A 7,129-nucleotide genomic window follows, 5' to 3' on the forward strand; every position below is an offset into this window, starting at 1 on the left:
GCATTTTACCGTTTATTGTATAATTTAGTAATTGGAGTTGTTAAAAAATTAATGTACAACTAAACAATCGGAACCAACTAAATCAGTTAAATATAGAAAAATCATTTGTGGGCATGCTCAATCAAAAATTACGCAGAGGTATTCTGCTCTTAGTGTTTGTAGTTGGTAGTTTAGGACAAGTTTTAGCGCAGGGATACTCCGGCCTCAACTGGTTTTTTGGCAGTAATAATAGAAATTTCCGATTTGTTAGGCCCAACTTAACCACAGAGAACGTAAATCTGCCAAACCCTTTAGGTACAGGTGGTAGTGCGGTGGCGACAGATCCTGTTTCAGGTGCCCTTCTCTTTTACACGGATGGAATAACCGTTTTTGATCCTTTTGATAATGCTCTTTCTCCAAATTTAATTGGAAACAATACATTTAACCAGGGAGTTGTAATATGTGCTAACCCGGCCGATTCCTTGCAGTACTATATATTTACGAATGACGGATCACAGATTAGAAGGTCTGTTTTTGATCGAAGTCAGAATAGTGGCCTCACCCCTGGATTTCCGGCTCCCGGCCAGGGAAACCTAGTAACTCCGATAAATGACATAGCTAATTTACCTTCCGGTTCTTTGTCTGAGGGAATGATAGTTATTCCAAATGATGTACTGGATGGCTTTTGGCTATTAACATATGATGAAACTGCTGATACTTACAATGTAACGGGCATCGACAATACCGGAGCAATTTCAACAAACACACAAGCTGTAGTAGGTGCACCTACATCGGTAGCTAACTTTTCCTTTAATAGTGCTACAAACCAGATAGCCGTGGCTCCGGCAAACCCTGCTGAAGAAGTAGCCATTTTAACTATTGACCGAACTAATGGAAATCTTGCGTTAACTTCTACCATTGCTAACACGAATGTTAGTGGTGAATTATATAATATTTACGATACAGAGTGGAATAATAATGGAGACATCCTTTATCTATCGGGTAATTTTGGTGATCCTACAGATTCTTTAATGCAAATTAATTTTACTGATACACCACCAAGATTAAGACCTGTATCCGGGCAAAATCTTTCAAGAAGTTTTGGTTTGCAAATGGGGCCTGATAGTACAATATACCATTTGTATCAAGCAGCAAGCGGTCAGTTTAGGGTAGGAAGAATAAATGACCCGGACACTACTGTTGCTCAAACATTCTATGATCCAACACCTATTGGAAATGCAAATTACGCTGCGCAACAGTTTCCTGCATTTCTACCTCAATATGACCCCATGACCATTCTTGATTTTGATTTTGCTGGAATTTGTGCGAATGTTCCAACGCTTTTCTTCCCATTAATTGACCCGCCCGCGGATAGTGTGGCATGGGATTTTGGTGATGGTAATTTTTCCAGGCTACTAACTCCGGTAAATACATATGCCGCAGGTGGCCCGTTTGATGTTACACTTGTTGCTTTTAGCAATGGAGTGGCAAGCAACGTAACGAAGACTATTAATATGACCGACTTTGATATTCAAATAGCAGGATTCCCACAAATAGATACACTTTGCGCTGAAGACTTCCCTGCAACATATACGGCCCAAGCATCAGGCTCAAATGCTAATTCTGTTACGTTCAGATGGTCAAACCAAGATACCGATGGACCCACTACAACTATTTCAGAGCCTGGTAATTACTATGTGATTGGTACAGACCCCAATGGTTGTGAAGCGTATGCTCCATTGCAAGTGGTAGAATATCGCGCTATTGAACAGCGCGCTTTTATCTGGTATTTTGGGAATAATGCCGGTATAGATTTTAACCCCATATCTGAAAACCCACCTGGACCCATAGCACCTATCCCATTTGGTGATCCGAATATATTCAATGGCGGTAATCAGATGCAAACACCTGAAGGTTGTGCTATTTACTGTGATGATAATGGGAACCCAATTTTCTATACGGATGGTGAAGCCATGTACGACAGAGAAGGTAATGAATTCGCAACGGATATTGGTGGCTCTGAAGGTTCAACACAATCTTCACTTATCGTACCTGCACCGGGAGATGCAACTCTGTACTATGTATTTCTTACTCGCCAAATTTATAGTGAATCAGGCGAGTTTGAATATGAATTGGTTTATACTGTTTTCGATCTTAAAGAAAGATCAGGGTTGGGCGATTTAGTTAGAAACACAAATGGCGACATTGCCATGACAAAATTGTACAACGGGAATACTGAGCGTATTACTGGAAATCAAAACTGGGTGATTGTGCATGAATTTGGTAACAACAACTTCAGAGCCTACCCTATCACAGGAGTCGGAATTGGAAATGCTGTAGTCTCGAATGTCGGTAGTGTGCATCCTTCAACCAGTGCTACTGCAGGGCAAGGTTACATGAAGCTCTCTACATCAAGTAGATTAGCAGTTGCTCTTTCCATTTCGAATAATGAAAATTATGTAGAACTCTTCCAGTTTGTTGATTCTACCGGTGCTGTTACTCGACCTGTAACGTTGGATCTTGCACCCGAAACAGGTCAATTATATGGAATTGAGTTTTCCCCAGATGAGAACAAACTTTTTGCTACCTTAAGAAATGCAGGGGGCACTGGTACTAAGATTTTCAGATGGGAAATAGATACAACGACAGTTGTGAATGAAGTTACAGACCCTTCCCATATAATAAACTCGAGAGAAGAGCTTGTAGATGAAACAGGTGTGGACTTAGGCGCTATGCAACAAGGGCCTGATGGCTTAATCTACATAGCCAATGATGGCGCTGGCAGCTTAGCAACGTTGACTACTCCGGATGAAGCAGTGAACCAAGACCCGCCACAAAATGCAGGTTATAACTTATCAGGATTTACCCTTGCAGGTGGAACAACTTCTACCTTAGGTTTACCAAACTTTTTAAATCAATTTAATACTTCTCCTGGGAACCTATTATTAAGTGTTTTTAATGGTTGTTCAGGTGAGCCATTGGATTTTGCAGTAGCTAATCCAAGTTCTTTGGAGCAATACAGGTGGCGTATTAATGATAGTAACGGAAATGAAGTACTAAGAAGCTCAGTCACTGATCAAGGACAATTTAGCTTCAGCATTACTACTCCAGGTACGTATACAGCCATTGTGGATGTTATTCCTGAGTGCTCAACTTTTGATGTTCCGGTAAACTCCGTCCAGTTAAACTTTGTAATAAACCCACTACCAAATTTCAGTATTACAAATGTGGTTGACCCAACGAGCTGTGGTGGTAATGATGGTAGGTTCGATTTGGATTTAACAGATGCTGGCACCTTTGTTTATGCGGTAAATGGCCCTGTTGGCGTGAGCCCAGATACAGTTACTGCTCCAATAGTTGTTCCCATTACAGGCCTATCAGCTGGTGGCTACACAGTAACAATCACAAATGCACTTACTGGTTGTATAGAAACAGCTGTTACCACCTTAAATGATCCCGCCCCGTATACACTCACAGCTTCTGCTATTGGGGCGGATTGTGCAGGCCTAGGAGGTGGAATTAATGTTAGTGTTACCAATCCTGCTGTGTTAGATATCAGGTATTTAGTTCGTGATCAGAATACTTCCTCCATAGTTTTATCGGGTTCAGAACCAACAAGAAGCTTTATCATCGCAGATGTTCCTGTGGGCACTTATTTACTGGAGGTAACTGATGGTGATAATTGCACACTAACACGAAGTGATTTAGTAATTGCAACCCCACCGCTTGCAAATCTGGTAATTCCTGAAGAAGTAATCGTTTGTGATGATCAACCAGCAGATATTGTTTTCTCTTCAACTAATGCTATTTCCATTCAGGTCAGTGGCCCTGGGGCACCAACCTTTATTGGTGATGATCCAACTGATCCGGATACAATAAGAGTAAATAGTGCGGGAGCTTACACCATCACTGCACAAGGGGATAATGCCACAATATGTGATAACATCGCTTTAGTACAGGTAATATTCAACTCCCCTAGCCCTAACCCATTTGATTCTCGCTACGTAATTTGCCCAGATGACCCTGTAGTGGAAAACCAAACTGTGGCATTCCCTAACCCGCCTTCCGGGTTTGAGTCTGTACGTTGGTTTGAACCAGATGGTGACGAAATAACGGCAAATACTACTGACTATCAATTTAATACAGCCGGAGACTCATTAATTGTGTTAGGAACCGGTGTATTAACTGCCGAGCTCACCAATTTCTTTGGTTGTGTAACAGTTGCCGAGATTGGTGTAATAGAAGATTGTAAAGCAAGAATTAATGCGCCAAATGCATTTAGTCCTAACGGTGATGGTATTAACGATAACTTCCTGGTGTTCCCTGTGTTAGTATCAGAAGAAGACTTTGAGATTTTTATATTCAACCGATGGGGTGAAATGGTATTTCAATCCGATCAGCTTGACTTTGAGTGGAACGGTGGTTATAATAACGATGAATCCAGGCCGTTGACTGGCGGCACGTATGCTTATAGAGTTAATTTCAAAAGTGCTGCTAAGCCGGAAGAAGGCATTAAAGAGCAACGGGGTGGAGTAACATTAATTAGATAAAATCGTAATTACGCACATGAAAACAATGAAAATAATTTTTGGAATATTGGCTATTGCCAGTGCCTTTGCATTTACAAACATTCAAGTATTTGACACATCCATTAAAATCAATGTTAGAAATGAACTTGGTAATATTGAAGAAGGCGTTTCTGTTCAATTATATGGTTCTGAAGAAGATTACAGAAAAGAGCAAAACCCTGTAACAGAAGTGGCCATTACTGATAAAAAAGGTAATGTAAAGTTCAAAGACCTTGAAGCCAAAATATATTTTGTAAATGCTAAAAAAGGTGATAAAAACAATGTAGGTGCAGGAGTTAAGACAGATATGCTTGAAGCTGGAAAGCTGAACAAAGTAACCATTATCATAGAGTAGGCATGCACCGAAAGGACCTGCTTGAAAAAATCAATAACTACAGCCCTGAAGACAATGATGAACAGCTCTTCAGGGCTAATTTTTTGGAGTTTATTCACAGAAATGAGGACTGCTTTGAACGATCTTTACTTGAAGGCCATATTACCGGTTCAGCATGGATAGTCAATCAAACCTATGACAAAGCTCTTCTCACCCATCATAGAAAGTTAGATAAATGGTTGCAACTGGGTGGCCATGCCGATGGAGAAACGGATATTATTAAAGTAGCCAAGAAAGAGGCTAAGGAAGAGTCAGGACTCAGAAATCTAAGACTTTTATCAGAAGATATTTTCGATATTGATATACATACCATCCCAAAGCGAAAGGGAATACCGGAACATTTACATTATGATGTTCGCTTTCTTTTTCAAGCAGACGATCATGATCCGTTACTAATCAACCATGAGTCGAAAGCGTTAAAATGGGTTCCTTTGAAAGAACTCAATCAATTAACTGATGGTAATCGATCGATAATGAGAATGGTAGAGAAAATAGCTATTTACCAGCAATAAATAATAAACCAAAAGCGATTACGACCATCCAAAAAGCATGTGGTGCTAATACCGGTATAATAACAATGGACAGATTCATTAGCACGCATAGCACTACAATAATGATGGCCACCAACTTTAAGACTGATCTCGTTTTATTGCTCATAGTTAATCTTTTTATACATTGGTAAATATATCAAATTCAATTTAAGAGTGATAATTGCAAACGAAAGTCTATTTGAACTTTTGTAAATTGATCTTTTAACATCAAATTAAATAAGTTTGCAGTTCTAATTTGATCTATGGCGGAAATAGGTACAGACTTATTAAAAGCAAAGCAACTGTTAAGCGAGGGTAAGCTTGTAGCCATACCCACAGAAACAGTTTATGGTCTGGCCGGCAATGCTTTTAATCCCGATGCTGTGGCATCAATTTTTTCTGTGAAAAACAGACCAAGCTTTGACCCATTAATTGTTCATGTTGCTAGTTATGGACAGGCGCTATCACTAACTAAAGAAGTGCCAGAAGAAGCTGAGGACTTGGCTGCTAAATTTTGGCCAGGCCCACTTACGCTTTTATTACAGCGTAAACCTATTATACCTGATTTAGTTACATCTGGCTTAGAAACTGTTGGCATCAGATTGCCTAACCAGTCTCTTACAAGAAAACTGATATCATCATTGGATTTTCCATTGGTTGCACCAAGTGCCAATCCTTTTGGGTATATCAGCCCTACATCTCCACAGCACGTGAACGATCAGCTAGGAGATAAAATCGATTATATTTTAGATGGTGGCGAATGCCATGTAGGAATAGAATCAACCATCGTGGGCTTTGAAAATGGTAAAGTATCGGTACATAGACTTGGTGGAATAAGTGTAGAAGAAATAGAAAAAGTAGCAGGCAACGTTACGATTGAATTGAATTCAAGCAGCAACCCAAAAGCACCCGGAATGCTGGCTAATCATTACAGTCCAGCTACCCCAATAATAATTGGTAATATTGAGCAATTACTTGAGGCTAATACAGGCAAGGTGGCTGGAATATTATCCTACTCGAAAGAATATAGTAGAGATTATGCAAAAACATTGGCTCCTGATGGAGAGGTTAAAACGGCAGCTAAAAACCTTTTTGCCTATCTCAGATGGCTAGATAGCCAGCCACTTGATATCATTATTACAGAGTTAGCTCCAGATGAAGGTTTAGGTATGGCTATTAATGACAGGTTAAAAAGAGCAGCAGCTAAAAAGAATTAAAACAATTTGATATGAATACAATTGACAATATTAACTTTTCGAACAAAAAAGCACTTATAAGAGTAGATTTCAATGTGCCGTTGAATGACAAATTTGAAATCACTGATGATACCAGAATAAGAGCAGCAGTTCCAACCATCAAGAAAATATTAACCGATGGCGGATCGGTGATTCTTATGTCTCATCTGGGTAGACCAAAAAGTGGTCCTGAAGAGAAGTTTTCATTAAAGCATTTAGTTGATGACTTGAGCTCAAGGTTTAATACCCAGGTAAAATTTGCCAACGATTGTATCGGGGCTGAAGCAAAACAATTGGCCGGTAACTTACAGGCTGGTGAGATTTTACTTTTAGAAAACCTCAGATTCTATACTGAGGAGACAAAAGGAGACGAAGGATTCGCAAAAAAATTATCTGAACTAGGGGATGTTTATGTAAATGACG

At 39.7% G+C, this 7,129-nt stretch carries 6 protein-coding genes; 5 read left to right on the forward strand and 1 reads right to left on the reverse strand.

Annotated features, from left to right (window positions below):
- Window positions 1-113: 113 nt before the first annotated feature.
- The 3 genes from RLO81_RS08505 to RLO81_RS08515 are packed head-to-tail and all read left to right on the forward strand — an operon-like array spanning window position 114 to window position 5,453.
- Window positions 114-4,529 (forward strand): T9SS type B sorting domain-containing protein, encoded by a 4,416-nt coding sequence (locus RLO81_RS08505; protein ID WP_350110034.1) that lies wholly within the window; start codon window positions 114-116, stop codon window positions 4,527-4,529.
- A gap of 16 nt (window positions 4,530-4,545) precedes the next feature.
- Window positions 4,546-4,902: a carboxypeptidase regulatory-like domain-containing protein gene (locus RLO81_RS08510; RefSeq protein ID WP_350110037.1), complete on the forward strand. Its 357-nt coding sequence runs from the start codon at window positions 4,546-4,548 to the stop codon at window positions 4,900-4,902.
- Window positions 4,903-4,904: 2 nt separating this feature from the next.
- Window positions 4,905-5,453 (forward strand): NUDIX hydrolase, encoded by a 549-nt coding sequence (locus RLO81_RS08515; RefSeq protein ID WP_350110040.1) that lies wholly within the window; start codon window positions 4,905-4,907, stop codon window positions 5,451-5,453.
- On the opposite strand, the gene RLO81_RS08520 is transcribed toward RLO81_RS08515, so the two are convergent.
- A complete protein-coding gene (locus RLO81_RS08520; RefSeq protein WP_205720475.1) occupies window positions 5,437-5,598 on the reverse strand; it encodes a hypothetical protein in 162 nt (53 codons plus the stop codon). The two genes, RLO81_RS08515 and RLO81_RS08520, sit on opposite strands and share 17 nt — an antisense overlap.
- A 136-nt stretch (window positions 5,599-5,734) precedes the next feature.
- Between RLO81_RS08520 and RLO81_RS08525 the strand changes: the two genes are divergently transcribed.
- Together RLO81_RS08525 and pgk are read left to right on the forward strand one after the other, a co-directional pair.
- On the forward strand, window positions 5,735-6,688 hold the full coding sequence (locus RLO81_RS08525; protein ID WP_350110044.1) for an L-threonylcarbamoyladenylate synthase: 954 nt from the start codon (window positions 5,735-5,737) through the stop codon (window positions 6,686-6,688).
- 11 nt (window positions 6,689-6,699) lie between these two features.
- The coding region (gene pgk / locus RLO81_RS08530; RefSeq protein ID WP_350110046.1) for a phosphoglycerate kinase at window positions 6,700-7,129 on the forward strand (430 nt) is incomplete at its 3' end.

Source organism: Fulvivirga sp., from assembly GCF_040220315.1.
Lineage (GTDB): Bacteria > Bacteroidota > Bacteroidia > Cytophagales > Cyclobacteriaceae > Fulvivirga.